Below are 22,016 nucleotides of genomic sequence, written 5' to 3'. Positions count from 1 at the left end.
AATATCCGTCCTACGGCGTTCTTGTAGATGGCATCCGGCGTGGTAAGAGGGCCGTGTGAAGAGCCTGCTCGGCGGATTCGAGTCGGTTCAGTTGGCGGCCGGCGGAGTCTCTGTCGGCGGAAGCATCCGGTTGATGTATTGCTTGGTGACATCCTCGGGGACTTCACCATCCGGAACCTTGAACACAAATACGTCGTCGTTGACAGGCTCGTCAAAGACGATGTTGTGAAACTGGAGATTGACGAGTGCTTTGAAGGCGCGTTTCCCCGGCTGCTTCTTCAGATACAAGATCTTTTCAGGGAAAAGCGTCTGATTGTTGATGACCAGTTGCACGGCGTCTGGAATATAAGGCGGCAGTGACTGATCCTTATCTTTGGGGAACTTGTCGGCGAACGACTTCTTCCAGCGTCCCTGAATGCTGGTTCGAGCCACGTCGCCGGTGCTGTCGGTCTTCATGGCATCAAACGTCATCGTTCGTTCGAGAGAAGCAAGCAGCGTCGCGACACCGCCCAGGCCCAATTCCACGTTCGCGGTGGCCTGAGTCACGTTCTTCTTATTGGCAGCAGCCGCGGCTGCCAGAATCTGTTGGACGTTCCGTTGTGTCAGGCGTTTGGAATCGGGCAACGTCAGTTGAGTCCACAACTCGTTTCCGTCGCAGACTTCAAGGATTTCCCCTTGCGCACCCTGATCGGGCATGACCTTATAGCTGAGCCTCAACTTTTGGCCGGACGAGACGTACTGGCCGTCGACACGAAACTGCTGATCGCCAATCGAGACCGTCTGTGTGACTTCAGCCTGAATCGACTGATGCCGAGGCAGTTCCTGCCGGACCCTGGCAAGAAATTCTGAAGCCTCGGATGTGGTTTCTGCGTCAGTCGTTTTCGCTTTCTCTTCATTCGCGGATTGAGCTGTTGCGTAACGTACTGATGGCAAAAGAGTTATCGCGGACGCTCCGCCAAGGCAGATGACAAGCGTCAATTTAAGCAAAGTTTGTGGGTGGTTCGGAATATGACGGATTTGCCAAAGATGCAATGCAGTTCCTTCCGAAAAGAGAGGAGCAGACCAAGGTGCCACGATGGATCAGTAACCGGACTGTCGCGAACGGGCTTCACCAAGCCTGACGTCGATCGCGAAGGATTGTAGCTGAAAGCGGATGCACGGGTCGACGGAAAAACGTGTCACAAGGCAAGTCAGAAGGGATTCGACAGTGCGACCAGACATGAAGACACACACGCGGGCCGATCGAAGTGCCAATGCAAATGATGTCGTGGCTGTATCGCATCCTGTTCCGAGAGGGGTCGCAATGAAGCTGTACTTTCTCGCATTGGGCACGGTCGTCGTAGTGTGCGTCGGCTGCGCCATGGATGGTCACCAATCGCCGCGTCAAAGCAGCGGCTTGGGAGGACCGGGGCTCGGTGGATTAAACCACAGCGCCGCAAACAAAGGTGAGTATCACGCACCGCCACCGGCGATGATGATGCGACCCGGACCAATGGTCGATGGACCAGGGCCGGGTGTGTTGCCGATGATGGGCGGCGGCGGCATGGGGGGGCCTGGCGGACTGCCTCGCACGTTTGCACCCAGCAGCACTCAGATTTCGTTCCGCGGACCCGATGGCATGCACATCGGCTGGCAGATTCCTAACGGCTATGCCGAGAATCAGCTTGTCACGCCTGCTCGTTACAACTTCATTCAAGGGGCGACCTATCGCCTGAAGTTGTCAAACATCGCCGGCCCAGGGCACGAAGGTGTGGTGCTGTATCCTTCACTGCAAGTCTATCCAGCCCATCCAAGCACAGATGCTTATCTGTCACACAATGCGGTTCCGATGGAGTTGACGCAGGAAGATCTGGATCAAATCGAAAACAACAATTTCGTCACCAAGGTCATTTATCTGCCGGATGCCGCGTTCCAGGAATTGGCGATCGCCAATGTGGAAACGCTGGTCTCGACGCGGCTTGATCCCGGTGTCGATCCGATCCAAGAAGCTGACAAACGCGGTACAATCATGGCCGTCATGCGAATCGGTAACATGGATCTGGAAATGCCCGGTCAGCCAGGCGGCAAGCCAATGGCCTCAGGCCAAGATGGAAGCCTGGACCAGGTTGGATATCAAGTCGATGGTGAACGGGGCGATCTCGTCCCACCGATGCCTGTCGGCCCTGCAGGTCCCTCTGGTGGTCCTGGTATCCCGAACGCCATGATGATGGCCGGTGGCGGTTATCCTGGTGTGCCGATTGCCGGTGGCAATGTGGAAGCCTGGGGTATGCCCATCACCGGAACGCCGATTGGACTGCCAGGTCCACCACACCTGCCCTACGGTGGTCCTGCTGGTCTGAAGTCTCACACGGTTCGTAACCGCACTCGAATGGACTTGCCGAAGCCTGTCGATCACATGCTGATCGATGTGCGACACGAGCCCGGTTTGAGCCTGCCAGAACCTGTTCGGTACATCGAATACACGGAAAAGCATCCCGTGTATCAGCCAGGCGAACTGTCCAATCCTGCCTGGAATGCACCGAATCAAGGCCAGGGACAATACTGTCCTCCTGGGCAAGAATAATGTGAAATGATGGTGATTTCGCTCAGCCCGGATGCTTCACCGCATACGGGCTGAGTTCCTTCCTTCCGGCCCGCATTTCTCGACGCGACGTCCGTACTAAACCTGTCTGGCGTCTCATTCTGAAGGCGAATTATTGTGATCCGGACGTCTTTCATCCTCTGGCTCTCGCTCATCGCGGCACTCACGCTGCCCTCGCGCTTTGTGGTGGCTCAACAGACTCCGAACCTCGATGGGCGGTATTTTCCGCTGAATCAGATGACTCCCCCCGGAACGGCTGCCGAATGGGCAGCGAAATCCGGAAAGTTTACCGCGGATTACTTCCAGCCAATTCGCGTCTCGCTTCCGACGACTGGCACGGTGACCTTTTATGAAGGAACGCCAGACCGTGCGATCGATCTTCCCGCCCCGGCACAGGCCAGTCTGATCGTGGGACGGATGTATCGTCTGAAGGTCAGTAATCTGCCCGAGTTTCCCGGTGTCGAGTTCTTCCCGTCGATCGAACTGATCGATCGCCTGCATCCCCCCGCGGGCCAGGTTGAGGACTTCCCCGTCGAATTCGAGTTGACGCTGGAAGAACTGGAATGGGCGGTCGCTGATCGGCTGCTCACCAAGGTCGTTTATCTCGAACAGCCGAACCGTGTTCCGCTGACGATGCTGGACACCAAAGAACGAATCAAGACCGTTGCCCCCGCTCAGAACGTCATCGCCGAAGCGGATAGCCTGGGGCGTCCAGTGGCAATCGTGCGAATGGGTGGACGTACGCCGGATTTCAATCGGCCTGATCCTGTGTTTTTCGGGCCGGGCGGCCCCATTCGAATCACAGAACGAGCACAAAAAACAACGGCCCGCATCGGGCAGACACGAACGGCCAAGACCGCGACGAATGACAATGACGCAGGTGTCTATCACCTGCGTTCCGCCGCCTCAAAACGGATGGCTCAGCGTTAGCAGACGGTCAGCGGATTGATCGTCAAATGAGGATGGGAACTGGCGATGACACGGATTGTTGAAGGCCACGCCATGAAAACGACAAGTCACCAACTGGGACAGACGCTGCTTCGCTGGAGTTCAATCAGTGTGGCACTGGCCTGTTCGGCGTGTACCTCCATGTCGCCAGCGGCGCGCTTGAAAACGGTCGAGAATGGTCCGGTGCATGCGGTCTATCAAGAGACCGTCAATGACAGCGCGCAGGCCCGAGCGACGCGTCGCGGTCGCATGGCGGAAGCATCTGCCGGACCTGCTTCCTCGTCGGTGCCTGGAAATCCGGTTGTGCGTCGCGATCCATCTTTCCAACAAATTGCTTATGCGGGACCAGTGCCGGCCGCCCATGGAATTCAACCTGCAGGAGGCGCACATGGAGCTCCATGGCAGGGCGACGATCTGCAGGGACAATTCAACTGTCCCCCTGCGGACGTAGAATGCCCTCCCCTGCCTCGCTGGCCCGCCGCCGGTCCGAACCCTATGGCGCCGGGAATGATGGCATGCGATGCCTGCAATGTTCCTTCACCCGAGTCTTATCCTGATGAGTACCTGTGTGACGGTGGTGATCGTGACTGGCCAGTCCACTACGACAATTTCTCGCGCGACGGACTGGATACCGAAGACACCGTGTTGGAGTACACCGATCGCCGTGGCTATGAAAAGATGAAGCCGTCGAACAAGGTGTGCGTCTACGCTCCCCGATTCGCATCCGTCCGCACGGTCAGCCAACCGCATGAACGACACAATGTCAGCGAGCTCGCTGGAGTTGGTCAACTCGCTTCAACTCAGGGGATGAGCACTCGGCTGAAGGCATCGAAGCAAATCAAACGCGAAATGATGGGCGGAATCGCCGTTCGATCGCGGGCGAGTGGGCTGGATACCGATGCCGCTCAAGGCACTGTTTCTCAACTTCGTCGGCCATCGGCTCACGACAAAGTGCTGAATCTGTATGAGTCGATGAGCTTCTTGATGACCGGTAAGCTCGAAAACACCGACACGGCTCGGTTGGGGCTGGGGCTTCAGAACGGGATGGTTTGGACGCGCAACGAATATCCGGTCATCACGGCCAAAATCGACGTGCCGATCGAAGGACATTTCGAGCAGTCGACGGCGGTGATCACCGGGATTGAAGAGAAGGAAGAAGCCGAAAACCTGCGGATCGTGAAGCTGGCGGACAAGAAGTCGGCACTTCCCGGCGACGAAATCCTGTTTACGATTCGTTACGACAACCTCGGTGGCCGCGAAGCCCATCACATTCGCATCGTCGACAACCTGACGCCACGCCTGCAATACATCGTCGATAGTGCGACGTCAGATCGTGACGGCGAACTGGTCTTGCAAGACAATGGCGAAGGCAGCCAGATCCTGATCTGGGAACTGTCAGAGCCGCTTCCCGGTAATACCGGCGGCATCGTGACCTTCAAGGCCAAGGTCCGGTAGGTCACGGTCGGTGACCCCCGCGGTCCGATGACCCAAGCCGTCGTTTGCTCGCACAGGTATCAATCGTTTCATTCCTCCGCCCGAAGTGGGCGGAAGGGCACAAGCCTAGGGCAAGCGAGCAACGCGAGCGCCGCCCTGGGGCGTTTGTCGAAACAAGAAAGTACCCTGAAGGGGTACGGGAACCTCACTTCGAACGCGACAAATTTCGAGTCAGACTCTCTCTGGCTAACGAAGACGCAATTTCCTGCACCCTCTCAGGGTGCTCTTTGGTCTGCGCCGTAAACCCAGGGGAGCGATCGAAACGCTCGCACCCCTGGGCTTGTTCGCGTCCGCCCGGCTGGGGCGGAGAAGAAATGGGACGGCGCGCCGTGTATCCGCCGCGATCCAGGGTACCTACGCTGCCGCCGTTCGCATCTAGTTAACGGCGTGTAACGCAAAATCCGCCCGCGTAATGAGTTGCTTGCAGCAACCAAAAAAGCCGAAAGCCCGGCGAGTGTCAACTCCCGGGCTTTCGGCTTTGATTTGGATTCGCCACCGGCGAAGCGCAATCACATACCGTACTTCTGCTTACGGATACGTCGTCGCTTGATCTTGAGGCGGCGATCACGCTTCTGCTTGGTCGTCAGTTTTGGCCGTTTCATCGGAAGCCCTTCGTGGGAAGTCATGAGTACAAGTTCGGCGGTCGCCGGTTAAATCGAGCCGGAAAGAGTAGCAACGTGAATCGGTTTCGGGAAGGGAGTTAGAATTTTGAGGGCTGAGTGATTGGTGCGTTACGAAAGTTTCGTGTGCTCGGGAATCTTGATGTAGTGAAAGGTTCCTAGCGTTTCGGCGTATGACCACGTCGATTTCTGACGAATCCGACGCCAGAGCAATGAAAATAGAACTTCGGTATGCCTCACTGGGGTCGTTTTGTGGAATTCCAGAGTGAGTTTGTTTGATCCGCGAAGACTTGGAGGCACAACGGCCATCAGTTCATAGCCCTGCGATTCGAGATCTTGAATATGCCGTCTGACGGTGCGCAGCGTTAAATATTCGAATAGCGGGAATATTGAGACCTGCTTTTTTTCGTCCATAATCTTGCCATAATTCGAAGACCTCAGCTTCCCATCCACTTCGCTAACGAACAAACCTCGGTTTATCGCCGGTGGCGTTCGAATTCAACGTCAGTCCTAGATCGTCGCTGATTCTTCGATCCGTTCGCTCATCGTGTGATCACGGCGGATTTTCGTGCGTCAGAAATCACGTCGCCAATTTTTCTTCTTCATAATTTGATGACTTGCCTTGGGCTTCATCGGCTTGCTGATGAACAGATAGGCGGTGAGCAGGGTGAGTGGCGTGATGAAGTAAGGAAAAAAGAACGCCCGCGCCGTTATCACGCCACGGGACTCGGCATGAACCCACAAGACGAAGAATTCCAATGCGTTCACCAGCGTTAGTAGCCCAATTCTCCGTCGCGGATATTTGAAGAACTCGACCACAATGGCATCCCCTAAAATGAAGGTACTCCAGCTTATCGTCTGGGCTTCACCTGTTTAAGGGCATTTTCCAGAGCTGAGGGAGCTCTGAGGTCCGATCTCGGCGAGTCCAGGTGTGATCTTCAAGATCAGATCCCCTCACTGGCGTTTCGTTCAGCGTGATCAGTTTTCGTCAGAATGATCGCTCTCTCCACTCAGGTATAGGAGCGGTCTCGCGCCTGAGGTTCACACAGCATCATTAGACCTTTGGCGAGCTGAGAACCAGTCGTGTTTAAAGAAAGGGGACAGGCACCTGGTGGAGCCCGTCCCCCTTCTTTAAACAAAGCGGGAACTTCGAAATGACGAGAATTCTCGTCCGTCACCACCCACACTCAGTGATAAGTTCAACTGGGAGTGACGCTTCTCGGCTCGCCAAGACTTTATTCGGAATGTCGATCATCGTTCCACAAAATCTGCGCTCTCTTGTTGTGCCAGCATGGAATCTGTCCAGCTTGGATCGACGCTACGACAACATTCGGTCAAGCGGTCGGCGGTTTCTTGCAGGTCGGCTTCCCATTCCAGCGGATCGACGCCCAGCGGTGCAATCTGACGGAATTCGTCGAGCAGCAAGACCATCTTCAACAGGTGCCGGAAGATCAGGCCTTCCTGACGGATCAGATCGCGGCTCGACACGAAGTTGAAGAAGTTGCCGTTCCAATTCAATAAGAGTTCGGTGGCAACCATGATCGGTTGCACCGAGACGTCGTTGACATCGGGATACTCTGAATCGAACAACATTCGTAGTTTTTCGACGAGCGCTGGGGCGTACTTGCGTTCTTCCGGCGGGACATCGCGGTCGAATTCGGGGTAAAGATCGGATGCTGCGATCAAGCCGCGCTGGACGATTTCGTTGTCCAGTCTTTCCTTGGCCAATGGACCGGGCGGTAGCCGGAACGGGGGCGGAACGCGGACGTGACGAATGAGGGCTCGGGGTAGTTCGAGCACGCTTTCGAAAATCAGCATTCGCTCGGTCCAATCAGCCAGACCCAAATGTTCGAGCAGGAACATCCCGTAGACCGGATTGACGCTGCGGAACGCAAACAATTGTTCCAGTCGTTCTGTCGGCTCAGCCAGGACGGCTCGATAGCGATTCTTTTCGCGTTCTTCGGCCGCGCGATCGATCTTCTTGCCCGTCTTTTGCTCCTGCTTTTTATCGACCTCTTTTTGAAGCTGCTTCGAGAGCCAGGTCGACTTGGGGGTATCCTCGGGTTGAGGCGGCGGCGGGGCCTCACCCGCCTTGATGACGGCGGGCGGCGGCGGCGGTTCGGGGGTGAGCTTTACAAAGTCACCGGCGTGCAGCGTCATCAGCATCTTTTCCAGGTGCCGTTCGCCTGCGTCCAATTGCTTGGGGTCCATCAATCGTTTTTGGACCAATCGCCGCAGCCGATCGACCTCGGGAGACAGTTGCAACATGTACGCCAGCAGCCGCCACGGCAATGGCCCGCGGCTCATTAAATCGCCGGGCATGGCGAATCGCAGTTTTTCGAACTGCTGTTCGGTCCAATACTGACGATTGGGATTTCGCGTGGGCATCTTCTTTTTCAAGGCCTTTTTGGCCTTCAGAAGGGCGAAGTCTTTGGTGTCTTCCGGAATCGAATCGTACTTTTCTCGCCAGTTCAGAATCCGGACATCGTCTTCATGCGCGAGGGCAAAGACGTGACCTTCGGTATCGAACTGTGGTCGACCGGCTCGGCCGAAGATCTGGTGGGCAGAACTGGGGTCGATCAATTTCAGATCGCCCGGTTTGCCCTTCATCAAGGACGGTAAGACCACCGAGCGAGCTGGCAGGTTAATTCCGGCGGCCAGTGTTTCAGTACAGACGCAAATCGTCAGCAGCTTCTTTTGGAATAACTCTTCAACGATTTTCTTGTAGCGCGGCAACAGTCCCGCGTGGTGGACACCTACCCCGCGCATCAGCAGTTGTTTCAGCTTGGGGCCGACCCCTTTATTCCATTCATATTTTTCGATTGCCGCGATCAGCTTTTTCTGTTGACCGCTGGCCAGCATCGCTTTGCCCTTCAGTTCTTCGGCGACATTCCAGCATTCGTCGCGATTAAAACAGAAGACCAGGGCCGGCGTCTTGCGATCGGCTTCCTCACCGGCAGCCATGTTTTCGAGCTGGTCGGTCAGGTACTGATCGCCGATCCAATGGAACTGCAGTGGGATGCGACGGTCGGTACTTTGGACGAGTTCTAGCAGCCGGTCGTGCGTCTTGTAGCACCATGACCGGAACGTCGCGGCATTACCGATCGTGGCCGACAGCAGCAGCAAGCGAATATGTTTGGGCAACAAGGCCAGTGAAAATTCCCAGACGATCCCGCGTTCTGGATCGGAGAAGTTATGGAATTCGTCCATCACGACGGCGGCGACGCGATCGAAATCCAGCGCGAGCGGCGTCTTGGCATGCGCCGGATCGGCTTCAGCTTCCGCTAGTTCCTCGACAACTTCGTCGTCCCAGCCGATCAGATCGTTGTACGAGTGCAGGCCACCCTTATGGTCTTGTTCTGACATCGATTTGAGATGGTCGGCCGCGACCTGACGAACGCGCGCCGCTTCCGCCTCTTCTTGCGCGGCCCAGTGCGACGTCAGCAAACGGTTCAGCAGGATCTCGGCGACGACAACCAGGACGTTGGCATTCGGGTTGACGCGTCGATTGCCGGTGACGAGTCCCACCTGATCGCGGCGAAATCCCCAGCGTTCAGCCGAGTCTTGCAGCTCGTTGAACTTTTGATCGGTCAATGCGATGAGGGGCGTCGTGTAATAGATGGTTTGGCCGGTGTGCAGCGCCTCAAACGCCGCTGCTTCGGCGATCAACGTCTTGCCGGTTCCCGTGGGAGCGCACACCATCACCCCTTGCGTCGTTTCGAACCACGCCAGAAGTGCTTCTTCCTGGACGGGGTACGGGACGTAAGGCAACGAGTCGAGATATCGCAGTGCCAGATCTTCGCGGGCAATATGTCCGGGGGGTAGTTCATTCATGGCGAAATCATAGCGGAATTCGGTCGAGAACACCGCTGGCGAAGGTGTTTGGGCTGGCGTATTCCGATTTTGACGAATCAACCTGCTTGGTATCTGGTGTGCTGAATATCACGCGAACTGTTCGATGTTCAGGCGTGTTGTTTAAGCGATGTCTGTGAGTTGCGATACCGCTTGGCAACGTTTCCTACAGATCGGAAATGTGTGCGTCGGTCCGACGGCCACTTTTCTGATCGACGGAAATAGAGAATTGCGAGAGGCGTTGCCAAGCGGGAGTCAGGCAACGAGGAAAACCGAGATCTCAAGGGGCGTTCCCAAGCGGGAGCTTGGGATCGAGGAATGGATGTGAGCTGGAGCGGGAGCTTGGAAACGAGGAAACGAGGCGGGAAAGAACATTGACCGCGGTGCGAATCCGGGTCGCCTCTTGAAATTACTTGACTGCCTTTTTATGCATATCCGTTACCGAAAGACGTTTTTTCTTTCTCGCGTGGTGAGAAGAATTTGTGGCGAGGATCGCCTCCAATCGATATAGTCAGACAATTCGTCGTGAGTCCGTTTCTGCCATTCTCCTCAAATTGCGATGATCACGTCCATGAAAAGTGACTCGACACCACCCACAACGCATGCCCGCAAAGGCGGCGCGCGCCGGCGAATTCTGGTCATTTTAGGGGTTCTTGGCGTCTGCCTTGCGGCAGGTGGCGGCGCGGTCTACTCGTTCCGCGGCGAGGGGGCCGTGCAGGCGATCACGCGTCGGCCGATCTTTGGCGAATTTGTGAATGACATTGTCGAGCGTGGCGATGTCGAGAGTTCGTCGAATACGGAACTGCGCTGCGAAGTTTCGTCGTCCGAAGGTGTCAGAATCCTTGAACTCGTTGCAGAAGGTACACTCGTCAATCCCGGCGATGTCGTGATTTCATTGGACGACTCCACGATCAAGAAGGACTTGAACGCCCAGCGGATCACGGTGAATACCGTCGAAGCCGCCTACAGCAAAGCCAAAAATGAATTGGCTGCCGCACGTCAAGCACGTGAAGAGTACGAAAAGGGGACCTTCGTTCAGGACGAGCAGAAGCTGCAGAGTGAACTGTTTGTTGCCGAGGAACAGTCTCGTCGAGCCAAGGCGACGTACGAATACGGACGAAAGATGCGAGCGCGGGGCTTCATCACCGATTCACAGCTTGAAGGGGAGCTTTTCTCTGTCAAGCGGTACGACAAAGATCGCGATGCGGCCACGACGAAGTTGATGGTGCTGCGGGAGTACACCAAGCCCAAGACGTTGATTAAACACGAATCGGACATCAAGACGAACGAGGCTGCTGAATTCGCCGAAAAAGCCAAGTACGAAATCGAACTCGCCAAGCTGGCCAAGCTCGAAGAACAGCTCGAAAAATGCGTGATTAAGGCCACGACGACCGGCCAGGTTGTCTACAACAATCAGGATCGGTGGCGCGGCGACGAATACTTTGTGCGTAAGGGGAACCGCGTCCGAGAACGGCAGGTCCTGGTCAAGCTGCCGGATATCGGCCAGATGCAAGTGAAGGCCAAGATCGGTGAAGCACGTGTTGACCGGGTGAAACCGGGAATGGAGGCGATCATTCGGGTCGAGGCGATGCGCGGCTCGGAGCTCAAGGGCATCGTCAAGACGGTCAGCGCCTATGCCTCGGACGAGATGTGGTACAACCCAAATACCAAAGAATACGACGCGATCATTACGATCACCGATCCGCCAGCGACACTGAAGCCCGGCATGACATCTCAGGTGGCGATCCGAGTCGAGACGCAGCAAGATGTGTTGCAGGTGCCGGTGCAGTCTGTGGTCGAGCGGACGGGAAAACACTATTCCATCGTCCGTGAACAGGATGGAAAGTTGTCGCTTCGCGAACTGTCGATCGGTTCCTCGAACGAGAAGTTCATCATTGTGAAAGAAGGACTTGGTCGGGACGACGAAGTTGTGATGAATCCACGTCCTCATCTGGCGCGCGTCGGATTGAAGGATGTGGAAGTTGATCCCAACGGTGCAAAACCCGCGGACGACGCGAAAGGCAAGACACCCGCAACGACCAAGACGCCCGCCACGCCCGTTGCAGGCGAGTCGCCAGGTCGAGGCGCGTGACGTGAACGCAAATCTCTTCGGGCTGATTGGCTTTTCGTGGAGCAGCGTGAAGGGACTTTTCCTTCACCCGCTTCGATCCCTCCTGACCATTTTGGGGGTGGGTATCGGTGTGGCCAGCGTGATCTGGCTACTGGCGATTGGAGAAGGAATTGGCCAGGCCGTTCAGAAACAGATCGAGGGCCTGGGGGCCGACAATGTCATCGTCCGTTCGCTCAAGCCCCCCGCTGAACTGAACTCGGGAAAGCGAGGAATCTTTCCGTATGGCATCACTCGTGACGATCTCGAACGGATCATGGCAACTCTGCCGACCGTGAAGCGATCCGTACCGATTCGCGAGGTGCGTCGTGAGTTTCGGTATCTCGATCGGCTTGTCGACGGCCGAATGGTCGGCTGTATTCCCGAATATGCCGAGATCACCAGACTGGAAATCGACCGTGGTCGTTTTCTGACCCAGGGGGACTGCGACGAACGTGTGAATGTGTGTGTCTTGTCGGCGGAAACCGCGGAAAAATTGTTTCCGTATGAAGATCCGATGGACCGGGCGATCAAGGTCGAGAAGGACTACTACCGAATCGTGGGGCTGCTGAAGCCTCGCGCACCGTCTGCGGGAATCGGCGGATCGCTCGAAGCGCAGGACTATTCCCGTGACATTTACGTCCCGCTTCAGACACTCTGGTTACGGGTCGGCGATCTCGTTGTGACGCGCCGCAGCGGTTCGTTTGAAGGGGAACGAGTGCAGCTCAGCCAGATCACGCTTCAAGCGGTCGATGTCGCACATGTGGTCGAGACCGCCGACATCATTCGTGAGACTTTGCTGCCGCATCATCCGAACGGGGACTTCGCCATTACGGTCCCGCTGGAGCTCTTGGAGCGGGCCCGGGCGATGCGGCTGATGTTCATGCTGTTTCTGGGGATCATCGCGGTGATTTCGCTGCTGGTCGGCGGCATCGGCATCATGAACATCATGTTGGCAACCGTGACCGAACGTACCAAGGAAATTGGCATTCGGCGGGCGTTGGGCGCCAAGCAAGGTGACATCACGCGACAATTCCTGCGGGAAACGATCACGATGTCCGTCATGGGCGGCGTGGCGGGAATTCTGGCCGGGCTGGCATGCGGGCCCTCGATCAACTTGATGCGCTGGTGTCTGCAGAAAGTCTTGCCGCACGCGATGGCTCAGGTGCCCGATGTCATTCGTACCATGGAGCCGACGATCGTAAACTGGTCCGTGCCGCTCGCGTTCGCAATTTCCGTCATGGTGGGAGTTGTCTTCGGCCTCTATCCCGCCATGCAGGCCGCTCGGATGGACCCGATCGAAGCGCTGCGGCACGAGTAGTCGTGACACTGAGTCCCCAGGGCTGAGTATCTCTGGAGGACTTCATACTGCGCCTTGGAGTTCAGCTCGTTCTTTCGAAAGCTGATCGCCCGAAGGTCATTGGAAGAGGAGGCCGTTCGATGCGACCTCGCTCGGGCGCGCCCCCCGTTCAGAACTGTAAATTGGTCAACGTCATAGACCGTCCAATTCATGTTTTCGTAAGAATCTGTGTCGCTTTGCGTACGGATCTGTCAGTTTCGGGCCTCTTTGCGCTCGAAAATTGAGCAAAGGCGTTGATAGAATCAGCGGACCTCATTTCTATGGTTGGGTGTTCAAGTCTGAATTGTGCGTTCTGCACAGCAAATTGACCTTCGCGGCGCGGATGCGCCTGCGCGGGGCGGAGTCGGCGACATGTGGCATCGCGCAGATCTGCCGCTTGGTTGGGCCGTGGGACGATTGCTCGTCGTTCTCACTGCGGCGACTGTCTTGACGCTCGACCACTGCCGAGGATTGACGTCCGTCGCGAATCGACCGAAATCATTCGCTTCGAATCTCAACAACACGATCAGCGTTCCTGTCGTGTTCACCAAGTCTGAACCCCTTGCGGCGTGCGAGATCTGTGAAGCACGTCGCCGTGCCCAAGCGGAGCGACAGTCGGGCGAAGGTATCGATTCCGAACATGCCGCAACGCCGTCCGCCGATGTCAAAGAGATATCGCTGAGCGACAATCAAGCCGATTCTTCGGTGAGTTTTAAGCATGACATTCGTCCGATCCTGGTTGCGCATTGTTATCGGTGCCATGGACCGGGACAACAAGAAGGTGGGCTGCGCTTCGATCGACGAGAATCCGTATTTAAGCCTGTCGAGTCCGGGGCGATCCCGGTAATTGCGGGACATCTTGAGGACTCGGCGCTGCTCGCACGCGTGACGGCGTTGGAGCCCGATGAACGCATGCCACGTGGCGCTCCGCCGCTGACATTCGAGGAAACGTCGCTGCTGAGGAGCTGGATTGCGTCGGGCGCATCCTGGTCCGAGGATTCGCATTGGGCGTTTGTAAAGCCTCAAGCACCCCGCCCTGCTCTGATTCAAGAACGGGATTGGCCGAACGTCGCAGTCGACACATTCATCCTGCAGCGGCTGGAAGCCGACGAGATTCCGCATGCCGCACCTGCCGATCGAATCACGCTGATTCGCCGGTTGTCGCTAGACCTGATCGGTCTGCCTCCCGCTCTCGAAGATGTCGACGGCTTTCTGGTCGATTCCGCCCCTGATGCGACGGAACGGTTGGTCGATCGATTGCTGGCCTCGCCGCATTTCGGCGAAAAGTGGGCGATCAGATGGCTCGATCTGGCACGCTATGCTGATACGAATGGATTCGAATTCGATGCCGTGCGCACCATCTGGTTGTATCGCGACTGGGTGATCGACGCACTCAATCGCGATTTGCCATTCGATCAGTTTACGTTCGAGCAGGTCGCGGGTGATTTGATTCCCGATGGCACCATTCAGCAACAGGTGGCGACAGGATTCATGCGGTGCTCGGCCGTCGCACCCGACATCATCACCAATCGATTCGACATGCTGGTCGACCGCGTGAATACGCTGGGAACGGCCTGGCTGGGGCTGACGTTCAGTTGTGCACAGTGCCACGATCACAAGTTCGATCCGCTCACGCAAAAGGATTTCTATCGTCTGTACGCGATCTTCAATCGTGGAGCGGATGAAGTCGAGGGGGTGAAGTACGAAGGAACGACCGTCGCGGCGATGTCTCCTTTCAGCGAAATGGAGGCCACTACACTCGTAATGTCGGATCGCGCTCGTCCCAATGCGACATTCGTCAAAGTACGTGGATCGGCCGTCGTGGATGGCGAGCAAGTTCAACCAGGGGTGCCCACGTTCCTGCAGCCAGCTAAAGGTGATGACGACGATCGGATCGGATTGGCCTGCTGGCTGATCGACGAAGACAACCCATTGACGACACGCGTGGCCGTCAATCGTGTTTGGGAATCACTGTTTGGCAATGGGCTGGTGCGGACCAGCGATGATTTTGGCACGCGGGGTGAAGCCCCGTCACATCCCGAACTTCTTGACTGGCTCGCCGTCGAGTTTCGGCGTGGCGGACTCAGCCAGAAACGACTGCTGCGGTCTATTGTGGTTTCGGCGACGTATCAGCAATCGCCACAAGTCTCGCTCGAGATTCGCGAACGCGATCCCCTGAACCGATTGTGTTCACGCGGCCCGCGATTGCGCGTGGATGCCGAATTAATTCGTGATATTGCCTTGTCGGCGTCCGGTCTGCTGTCTTTGCAACTGGGAGGCCCCAGTGTGTTTCCCTGGCAACCGCACGGGACATCGGAAAAGCTGGAATTCGCCGCGTTCCAGTGGAATGTCAACCCGGACGAAAACCGATTTCGCAGGGGAGTGTACACCCATTGGAAACGAACTGCCCTTTATCCGAGTTTCGCGATCTTCGATGCACCCAATCGAACTGGTACTTGTGCTCGTCGCGGAAACAGCATCACCCCTCTTCAGGCGCTGGTGTCGTTGAACGACCCCGTCTTTTTTGAAGCCGCGGTGCATCTGGGCAAACGTATGCTCGAAGAGGGTGACGGTTCCATCGAATCGGCACTGTCCGCTGGCTTTCGGCTGTGCGTGGCCAGAACGCCGAGCGGTTCCGAGATTTCTCAGTTAACGCAACTGCTTCAAGAGGAACTGAGTCGCCTGACCGACGATGGCGACGCGGCGCGTCAGATGGTCGGGGATGAAGCGATTTCGCAATCGTCGCACCTGAGTGTTTCCAAGTGGGCCGCGTACGCAACGGTTGCGAGCGTGTTGTTGAACCTGGACGAGACGATCACGAAGGAGTAGCTGCGATGGATCACCCGGCGCTCGCTCATTCAGATCTCATCCGTCGACGTGTGTTTCTTGCGGGAAGTGGCGCGGGGATGGGCGGGTTCGCGCTGGCGTCGCTGTTTGCGTCCGACGCGCGCGTCGACGTCTCGCCGCCCACAGCGCCCGATCGTCTCGTGGGATTCCCTCATTTTGCTCCGCGCGCCAAACGGATCATTTTCCTGTTCATGGCGGGTGCGCCGTCGCAGCTTGATTTGTTTGACGACAAGCCGATGCTCCGCAAAATGAATGGCAAAACCGCCGATCGCGAGTCGCTGGGCGATGTGCGGTTTTCACAGATCCGCTCGCGGAACAAGTCGCGACCTTCCAAGCTGCTCGGTTCTCCCTACAAATTTCAGCAGCATGGCCAGTCAGGGGCATTGGTCTCGGAATTGTTGCCGCATTTTTCCGGCGTTGTCGATGATGTCGCGTTCCTGAAAGGAATGCGATTTGATGGCCAAGTTTTCGATCATCCTTTTGCGCAGCTCAATTTGATGACCGGTTCGCCGCTCGAAGGTCGTCCCAGTTTGGGGGCATGGCTCAGCTATGGATTGGGACGCGAAAACGACAACTTGCCGGCGTTTATCGTTCTGCTCTCAAACCTGTTGCCGCGTGGTGGTCCGGGCATGATGAGTTCAGGGTTTTTGCCGTCCGTTCATCAAGGTGTCCCGTTCTGTTGCCAGGGAGATCCGGTCTTATTCTTGTCGAATCCCCAAGGCGTGACGCCCGAGGTGCGACGACGGACAGTGGAGACGATTAATAACCTGAATGCCCTGCGTCGCGATCTCGTGGGTGATCCCGAGATCAGCACGCGCATTGCGGCATTCGAGATGGCGTGCCGAATGCAGACGTCGGCGCCGGAACTGGTGGATTTCTCGAATGAGCCGCAACACATTCAAACGATGTATGGGGCCGAGCCTGGCAAGCAATCGTTCGCGAACAACTGCCTGCTGGCGAGACGTTTGGTCGAACAAGGGGTGCGCATCGTGCAGCTTGTTGATCTCGATTGGGATCATCACGGCGATACGCAAGCTCGCGATTTGATGCAGGCGTTACCCAGACAGTGTCGGTCGGTCGATCGTGCGATCGCCGCACTGCTGCGCGACTTGAAACAGCGCGGTCTTTTGGACGATACGCTTGTCGTCTGGGCGTCGGAGTTCGGGCGGACGCCGATCGACGAAGAACGTGACGGCTCGATCTATCTTGGACGCGATCATCATCCGTTTGCCGGGACATTCTGGATGGCTGGGGCGGGAATTAAGGCTGGCATGACGATGGGAGCGACAGACGAGCTTGGTTTTCAAGCGATCGAGCAGCCCACCGATATCTATGACTTTCAAGCCACGATTCTGCACCTGATGGGACTGGATCACGAACGATTCACGTACCGCTTTCAAGGTCGTGATTTCCGCTTGACCGATGTGGCCGGCCGAGTGATTCACGAGGTCCTGGCGTAGGGGCTTCTGTCTCACATTGGCGATTTTTCGCGTCACCGAGGAAATAAGCAATTCCTCGTCCCCAAGCGGAGCTTGGTAACGAGGAGAACGAGAATTCAGGATCCGAGAGCTAACGCTTCTCGGCTCGCCAAGTTGTTTCGCTTGTTCACAATTGCGGCTTCGGCAGGTCTTCGAGCAGATTGAGGTCCTGTTCTGACGGTTCTGGTGGCAAATCGCCCGGATGTAATTCGACATAGCCCGACTGCGATGATTGCTCGTCGATTCGGAACGCATCGGGACAATTGTTGTAGTAGCGGTCGATAAGCGACTCGTTGGTCATCGGACCTGGATCGATCCAGAGTCCCCGTTCGTCGAGCTGCATGGTCCCCATGTCAAAATCCAGAAGACGACGCTGGACTTCGTAGTGTCCCCACACAAACAGGAATGCCTGCTGCATGTCGAGCAGGTTCTGTAACGCATCCACGAGGTCACGCGCGAGGGTTGGAGATGCCGGTGCCGTTTTGCCGTCGACTGCGGGTCTTTCCGGTTCGACCAGTTTCAAGTAGGCCACGTCGGACTGAGTGATCGCGGTATCGACGGCCAGTCGACGGATCTCCACATTCAATTGATCCACCCGAATCTGTCGCATCCGATCGCGAAGCGCATAGTGGATGGAATCGCGATAGGCCATCGCCGATCGACGGGTTTGCTGATAATCGATCAGCGACTGGCGAAACTTGTTGCGTTCGATGACGCGGGTCAGCGGCGCGTCAAACGTTACTCCCGCTGCCAGATCGCTCTCTGTTGCGGCGAAATTGACGGGGTTGTTTCCGGTGGTTCTCAGGTTGCCCGAGACGTTGATCGTCACATTTGAACGCAAGGCGTTCGCGTTGTATCGGATCAAACGCCATCCATCGACGACACCCGCTTTGGCGTTCATCCAATCCGCACGTTGTGCAAGCGCGATCTGAAACGCGGTTTCCGATGTCACATTGACGGGGTGGATGGAAACGCCATGCAGTCTTGCTCGAGCTTGCAGGAGCGACAATTCGAGAAGAGCTGATGACATTTGATTCAGCATCTCTTTCTCGGCCTGCAACTGATCTTCGGATTCGCCCTCGGATTCAGCAGGAACTGCGTCCGCCCGTTGGGCCAGTTGCGTGAGATCGTCAGTCAGGCGTCCGTAGTCACCTCGTAGCGTGGAGACACGTTGGTCCAATGCTTCGGGGGTGAGCGCGCGAATATCAAAATGATTTTCTTTGAGCTCTGGGAACTCGGCAAGCGACAGCAGCATTTGCTTGCGTTTGGGGAGGTTCTCATCGACGAGCTTCAAATCGTTCGTGACTTCGGCGAGGAACTCGCGAATTCTTGGTCCCAAGTTTTTCACAGTGGATTCGCGTGAGTGCGGAGTGCCTTCGATTTGTGCGGTGGAAAGTACTTCCAGTCGGTCATCCACTTCGTCGAGCAGCTCTTGCAGGTCGGGATCGACCAGATTGAACTGTTCGAAGAAGTTCCCCTTAACTTCGATTGGAACGTCCGGCGGCAATCCCATTTGCGCAATCTTGTAACTGTCGAGCTGACTTTGATACGACATCAACGTATTCAACAGAAAGCTTTGGCCGCTGTAGTAGGCTTGTTGCGCAAGATCAACCTGGTAGCGATTCTCCAGGCGACCTGCTTCGTACGCGGTCCGCAGCTGCAGCCAGGTCTCGCGAAGTCGCGAGTTCCGTGCACGCACATTACGGATGATTTGCTGTGTCTGTAGAAAGCCGAGATATCCCCCCGCGATGCCTGGTGCGATCCCTGCATTCCCGGCACTACTGCCGCTGGTCAGCGTCGTGATCGCACCGATACCACCAAAACCACCGGAACCGACACCCGAGAAATTATTCAGTCCTGAACCGCCGAAAAGTCCGCCGATCCGCTGCAGCCCAGTGGCAGATGACGCGCCTGTCACAACTTGCAGATAGAAGCCCTGTCGATACCGCTCGTACTGTCGAACGTTCCAAAGCAGGTTTCGTTCGACGCGAGTCAACCGTTCCAGGATGTAGGGACGGCCGGCGTACTGCAGGAGCGGTTGCGACACGGCGAAGTTCAGCAGCGACGAGTTGACCGTCGTTTGGCCACCCGAGAATTGCCACACGACGGAGTTGAGCGCCCCCACCATTAGGGTTGTGCCGGTGGTGAGCATCTTGTTGACACGGAGGTAGGACGCCGTCGTCAATGAACTCGACGGTGTTCCACCATTAAAGAGCGAGCCCAATCCCACGTATTGAGTCGAGTTTCCACCGTAAAATTGAGATTGGAAGGCAAACCGCTCGGCACTGACGTCGAGCGCCGCCAGGTACAGCGTTTCCAACTGAGCCTGATAGTCGCGTGAGTGCAGTCGTGACAGTTCGACCGCCGACTCAAGGTTCACCGGGACTTTGCCGTTTTCGTCAAAGGGCAGATACGATCGATAGTCGTTGACTTCGACATCGTCGAGATCACCGTCCTTGTGCCAGTGAGGCCAGCCTCGATGTCCGTCGACGCAGACCATCAGTCGCGCTGAATCGGGGTCGTCGGGTGGCATGGGAGGAAAGTCGGGATCGGTCGGATCGTAAAGTCGCGATCGCGAGTCGACCGCCACACTGTGACCGGGTAGTGCAAAACGCGGATTCGCCGTCGCACCGGCAACGGCGTCTGAGACAACCTCGTCGGCCTGGGTGCGGTAATGGGTGCGATTGCACCCCACCAGCAACAGCCCGCAGATCGCAAGGGCCGCGGCGGACGCGGTCAGGCATCGGGCGAACTCGCGGTGTTGATCATAGTGCGAATAGACCGCCGGACGCGGTCGTTGTTCGGCTTCATCGCGGCTCGATCGGTCAGACATCCCTGGAAGCCCACTATTCCCGCATGAGATTTTGAACTGGCACTTTCGGCCGCTGACGGTTGCCAAACCTGAACTTGGTACCGTCAGCCAGCGGCTGACACCATTCGTCCGCCGTTAGGTTCAGACATGATGTCAGTATCGGAGTTCGTGCTGCTCAACTTAACGGCAATGCCGATTATCGGGGGCAGGCATGGTGGGACCGGCAATCATTGCCGAAGGTGAATGTGGCACGACACACCACATGATGATGGGTGTTCATTTGGGTTCGGCTTGCGCGCCATTTCAGGTCTCAACTCGATCGAAATTACTCGCACGTGATTTCACGTCGGTTCCGCCTGAGGAACGGCAGTGCTCACTCGAGCTCGTACCAGGTTCAGGTGCAAACGCAGGTTGTAGTACTCTTCCATATAGCTGAGCGGCACCCCGACATGCGCGATTTGTTGTTCGAGGCGTCTCAGGTCTTCGAGAGACTGTCTGGCCTCGTCGGTCGACATGCCATGGATCGACAACTGGTCGATCTTGCGAAGGGCGGCATACCACAAATAGATCTTCCGCCGTGTTTGCCAGCGCACGAGCGGTGGTGCCATGCGCACGAGAGGCATCATCAGCATGATCAGCGGGATGAGCATGATCTTCAGGCGGTCGACAAGCGACGCGAGCCAGAAAGGAAGGATCCGTTGCAGCACTGGTGGACCAACGCGAAAGTACCGATCAGCATCATCGCTCAACGGCAGATCGGTCAATGCGGCCGAAGGGAACTCGCCCGTTGTTGCCAACAGATCTCCTGAACGATGCACCTTGGCTGCCACTTTCAGCAGCAGCGTAATGAGCGCCGGATGCAGCGAGTGGTGCGCAACCAAAGTGGCCGCGGGGGCGACCATGGTCGTGTCGTGCGAGGGGATGTTGTGCTGCAGGTCGAGCAATCCCGCATGGATTGTCACTGTCGAGAGAAAGCGGAATCGGCGTTCGTATGCCTTAGCATCTTTCAGCTCGACCAATTGAATATTCGGCATGCGCAGCAGCCTCTGGATGTAGGCTGCGTCGACGCCGGCGACAAAAAACGCGGTGTCGATTTCGTTGTTCTCAAACGCGTCAGCCGCGGCCGTTCCACCGATGTCTTTTAACTCGGCTTTCTCAGAGTCGATTCCATTGGCGCTGAGGAGTTGCAACGCGATACCGCGGGTTCCACTGCCTTCAGGTCCGATGGCGATGCGCTGGCCTTGCAATTGGGTGAGTCGGTCGATTTCGTCTGAACCGCGATGAAAGATCCATAGAGGCTCGCGATAAAGGCTCGCCAATGCCATAAGAGAGTCGGACTTTTCGGGGTCGGCAATTCCCGTTTGGACAAAGGCGACGTCAATGTCCGATGATTCGTCGAGAAGCAATTGCACATTCTCGACCGAACCATGCGTGGTGCGGACGTCCAGCGTGACGCCCTCTTTTTTGAGCAGTTCTTGATATCGCTCGGCAAATTGATGGTAGGCGCCATCCGCGCTGCCTGAAGCCATGACGATTCGTCGCGGCGGCGGCGGCTCGACAAACAGAAAATAGGTTGCCAGCACGCCCGATGTGCAGGCCACGACAACGGTCGCCCAAACCCACATATACGAGCGATTTGTCGAGACTTCCCGTGACATCAGCGTCTTCCTCCATGACGACTCTTCCAGCTGAGTGCGGCGATGACGGCCGCTGCAGTGGACAGATGGTAATGGCTCGGATGATATCTTGATCCCACGGCAAGTAAAGGACGGTGAATAGGCGGATATTGCGTCGTATCGCGGAGAACTCGAACAGGACGACTGGCATTCCCTTACGCCATTCGAAAACTCTTCGTAAGATTCTGCCCTCTGTTCGATATTTCAATTCGCGTGCTGGTCGTGAGCCTGAACCGAATCACTTAGAGAAGGTCTTTGTCGC

General features: G+C 56.7%; 13 protein-coding genes. 7 read left to right on the top strand and 6 right to left on the bottom strand.

The genetic code is table 11. From position 1 onward, the window contains the following. Window positions 1-87 precede the first annotated feature (87 nt). Window positions 88-933 carry a LolA family protein gene (locus OSO_RS0124165; protein ID WP_157605420.1) on the bottom strand — a complete coding sequence of 282 codons (846 nt, stop codon included), beginning with the start codon at window positions 931-933 and terminating at the stop codon, window positions 88-90. Window positions 934-1,303: 370 nt separating this feature from the next. On the opposite strand from OSO_RS0124165, the gene OSO_RS0124160 reads away from it, so the two are divergent. The 3 genes from OSO_RS0124160 to OSO_RS0124150 all read left to right on the top strand — a co-directional run bounded on the left by OSO_RS0124160 (window position 1,304) and on the right by OSO_RS0124150 (window position 4,984). Continuing rightward, window positions 1,304-2,563, top strand: coding sequence for a hypothetical protein (locus tag OSO_RS0124160; protein WP_040593120.1), 1,260 nt, complete (start codon window positions 1,304-1,306; stop codon window positions 2,561-2,563). 135 nt (window positions 2,564-2,698) lie between these two features. Further along, entirely contained in the window at window positions 2,699-3,511 is an 813-nt protein-coding gene (locus OSO_RS0124155; RefSeq protein WP_010585643.1) for a hypothetical protein, read from the top strand. Window positions 3,512-3,556: 45 nt separating this feature from the next. After that, on the top strand, window positions 3,557-4,984 hold the full coding sequence (locus OSO_RS0124150) for a DUF11 domain-containing protein (protein ID WP_010585642.1): 1,428 nt from the start codon (window positions 3,557-3,559) through the stop codon (window positions 4,982-4,984). A gap of 770 nt (window positions 4,985-5,754) precedes the next feature. On the opposite strand, the gene OSO_RS0124140 is transcribed toward OSO_RS0124150, so the two are convergent. From OSO_RS0124140 to OSO_RS0124130, 3 genes are all read right to left on the bottom strand, one after another. Beyond that, window positions 5,755-6,057, bottom strand: coding sequence for a hypothetical protein (locus OSO_RS0124140; RefSeq protein ID WP_010585641.1), 303 nt, complete (start codon window positions 6,055-6,057; stop codon window positions 5,755-5,757). A 159-nt stretch (window positions 6,058-6,216) separates the two neighbouring features. Next, window positions 6,217-6,462 (bottom strand): hypothetical protein, encoded by a 246-nt coding sequence (locus tag OSO_RS0124135; protein ID WP_010585640.1) that lies wholly within the window; start codon window positions 6,460-6,462, stop codon window positions 6,217-6,219. Between the two features lie 432 nt (window positions 6,463-6,894). Further along, window positions 6,895-9,477 carry a DEAD/DEAH box helicase gene (locus OSO_RS0124130; RefSeq protein ID WP_040593119.1) on the bottom strand — a complete coding sequence of 861 codons (2,583 nt, stop codon included), beginning with the start codon at window positions 9,475-9,477 and terminating at the stop codon, window positions 6,895-6,897. Between the two features lie 589 nt (window positions 9,478-10,066). On the opposite strand from OSO_RS0124130, the gene OSO_RS0124120 reads away from it, so the two are divergent. The 4 genes from OSO_RS0124120 (at window position 10,067) to OSO_RS0124105 (ending at window position 17,248) form a co-directional block, all read left to right on the top strand. Beyond that, window positions 10,067-11,587, top strand: a complete 1,521-nt coding sequence (locus OSO_RS0124120) for a permuted SH3 domain-containing protein (RefSeq protein ID WP_010585638.1) — start codon at window positions 10,067-10,069, stop codon at window positions 11,585-11,587. Between the two features lies 1 nt (window position 11,588). After that, a complete protein-coding gene (locus OSO_RS0124115) occupies window positions 11,589-12,923 on the top strand; it encodes an ABC transporter permease (RefSeq protein ID WP_237729330.1) in 1,335 nt (444 codons plus the stop codon). Between the two features lie 390 nt (window positions 12,924-13,313). Then, the gene (locus tag OSO_RS0124110; RefSeq protein WP_010585636.1) at window positions 13,314-15,770 is read left to right on the top strand and encodes a PSD1 and planctomycete cytochrome C domain-containing protein; all 2,457 of its coding nucleotides are present in this window, start codon (window positions 13,314-13,316) and stop codon (window positions 15,768-15,770) included. A 5-nt stretch (window positions 15,771-15,775) separates the two neighbouring features. Continuing rightward, entirely contained in the window at window positions 15,776-17,248 is a 1,473-nt protein-coding gene (locus tag OSO_RS0124105) for a DUF1501 domain-containing protein (protein ID WP_010585635.1), read from the top strand. Window positions 17,249-17,393: 145 nt separating this feature from the next. Here OSO_RS0124105 and OSO_RS0124100 read toward each other — a convergent pair whose 3' ends face one another. Beyond that, entirely contained in the window at window positions 17,394-20,099 is a 2,706-nt protein-coding gene (locus OSO_RS0124100) for a hypothetical protein (RefSeq protein ID WP_010585634.1), read from the bottom strand. Between the two features lie 320 nt (window positions 20,100-20,419). Next, the gene (locus OSO_RS0124095; protein ID WP_010585633.1) at window positions 20,420-21,736 is read right to left on the bottom strand and encodes a TAXI family TRAP transporter solute-binding subunit; all 1,317 of its coding nucleotides are present in this window, start codon (window positions 21,734-21,736) and stop codon (window positions 20,420-20,422) included. Between the last annotated feature and the right edge of the window lie 280 nt (window positions 21,737-22,016).

Source organism: Schlesneria paludicola DSM 18645, from assembly GCF_000255655.1.
Taxonomy (GTDB): domain Bacteria; phylum Planctomycetota; class Planctomycetia; order Planctomycetales; family Planctomycetaceae; genus Schlesneria; species Schlesneria paludicola.
The sequence above is the reverse complement of the archived record's forward strand: the minus strand, read 5'-3'. Positions and strand labels throughout refer to the sequence as shown.

Bases quoted from the DNA above. Each gene is read 5' to 3' on its own strand.
- OSO_RS0124110 (WP_010585636.1), top strand. From the start codon at position 13,314: ATGTGGCATCGCGCAGATCTGCCGCTTGGTTGGGCCGTGGGACGATTG.
- OSO_RS0124160 (WP_040593120.1), top strand. From the start codon at position 1,304: ATGAAGCTGTACTTTCTCGCATTGGGCACGGTCGTCGTAGTGTGCGTC.
- OSO_RS0124140 (WP_010585641.1), bottom strand. From the start codon at position 6,057: ATGGACGAAAAAAAGCAGGTCTCAATATTCCCGCTATTCGAATATTTA.
- OSO_RS0124095 (WP_010585633.1), bottom strand. From the start codon at position 21,736: ATGTCACGGGAAGTCTCGACAAATCGCTCGTATATGTGGGTTTGGGCG.
- OSO_RS0124105 (WP_010585635.1), top strand. From the start codon at position 15,776: ATGGATCACCCGGCGCTCGCTCATTCAGATCTCATCCGTCGACGTGTG.
- OSO_RS0124150 (WP_010585642.1), top strand. From the start codon at position 3,557: ATGACACGGATTGTTGAAGGCCACGCCATGAAAACGACAAGTCACCAA.
- OSO_RS0124120 (WP_010585638.1), top strand. From the start codon at position 10,067: ATGAAAAGTGACTCGACACCACCCACAACGCATGCCCGCAAAGGCGGC.
- OSO_RS0124130 (WP_040593119.1), bottom strand. From the start codon at position 9,477: ATGAATGAACTACCCCCCGGACATATTGCCCGCGAAGATCTGGCACTG.
- OSO_RS0124100 (WP_010585634.1), bottom strand. From the start codon at position 20,099: ATGTCTGACCGATCGAGCCGCGATGAAGCCGAACAACGACCGCGTCCG.